General features: G+C 65.4%; 2 protein-coding genes. Both read right to left on the bottom strand.

Translation table 11 applies throughout. The annotated features are described in order from the left end of the window. Positions 1–5: 5 nt before the first annotated feature. Positions 6–194, bottom strand: coding sequence for a hypothetical protein (locus AN233_RS18130; RefSeq protein ID WP_006183366.1), 189 nt, complete (start codon positions 192–194; stop codon positions 6–8). A gap of 138 nt (positions 195–332) precedes the next feature. Continuing rightward, a partial coding sequence (locus tag AN233_RS13630) for a biosurfactant protein 1 (RefSeq protein WP_058367328.1) occupies positions 333–1,069 on the bottom strand: 737 nt, incomplete at its 5' end.

The raw sequence follows: 1,069 nt of genomic DNA, 5'->3' as shown, positions 1-1,069 counted from the left end.
GCCAGTTAGGAGTCTGCGTGGGCGTCCGCCCCGGCTCCGTCGCTCGGCCGCGTGAGAAGGCTCACCTCTTCCAGGAGGTCTCTCGCGGTCTCGACTCGCTCTCGATCCGCGTCGTCCAATCGGTCGACGTCGAGTCGGTTGAGATTGCTGAGTATACGATGCATCCGGTACCCTTGTTTGAACTCTTGCTCCATCGGAAGCGCCTCACCGCTCGCCGGCGCGGAAAGACTCCCCATCGAGACTGACGTCGGACTTGCAGGATATCACGGCCTTAACCAACGAACTTGGACGGTACTCGCAGGGTGTTGGTTAATCGACGCCCAGTACTGGCGCTACTCGAGACTGGGGCCGTAGCGAGCCGAGCCACACACCCGACACTCCCAGATCGGTTGCCCCGTCCACGCCTCATCCGGGACTGATTCATGGGTCTTGAACCGATGGTCGGTCGCCCGTCCACAGTTTTGACAGTCGAGTTCCTGCGTCGTCGGCACCGACGACGCCTGGCGATCAGCCGCAGCTTCGCCAGTAGATTCGGTCAGCGCCATCGCTGGAACCAGCCACACCGCGTCGTCGGCCTCCTCGAGGACCGCGTCGAGACGCGACGCGTCGCGGATGCCGTCCCCCCACTGGTCGTAGAGGCGCGTCAGGGCCTGCTCCTGACGCTCCAACGCGTCCTGCCCGTGCCACCCAGTCCGGTCACGGGCGGCTCTGCGAAGCTGCTCTCCCTCCGCTGCCGACACCTGTACCGCGTCGGGAAGTGAGGGCCATTGCTCGGCCAGCTGGCGCGCCGGCGCCTCGTCGAGATCGTAGATGAGTGAGTAGTCGTCGACGGCCGGCTCCGCGTCGTTGGCGGAGAGGAGGTTCGCCGCGGCGCCGCCCTTCGCGACGGCGCCGTAGAACGTCGTCGACTCGACGACCAGGTGGACGATGCCGAGGAACGTTGTCGACGCTGACTCGTTCGTGCGAGTGGCGTCACTTCCGAGATGGTTGGTGAGACAGAACCGGCATTTCGTCTGGCCGGCTGGGACTGACGCCCCACACGACTGGCACTCGCCCTCGGTTACCGTCG

It is taken from the genome of Haloparvum sedimenti (genome assembly GCF_001462205.1).
GTDB lineage: Archaea > Halobacteriota > Halobacteria > Halobacteriales > Haloferacaceae > Haloparvum > Haloparvum sedimenti.
Note: the sequence above shows the minus strand (reverse complement) of the source record. Positions and strands in the feature narration are given on the sequence as shown.

Excerpts from the sequence above, each read along its gene's own strand:
- AN233_RS18130 (WP_006183366.1), bottom strand. The coding sequence starts at position 194 with ATGGAGCAAGAGTTCAAACAAGGGTACCGGATGCATCGTATACTCAGC.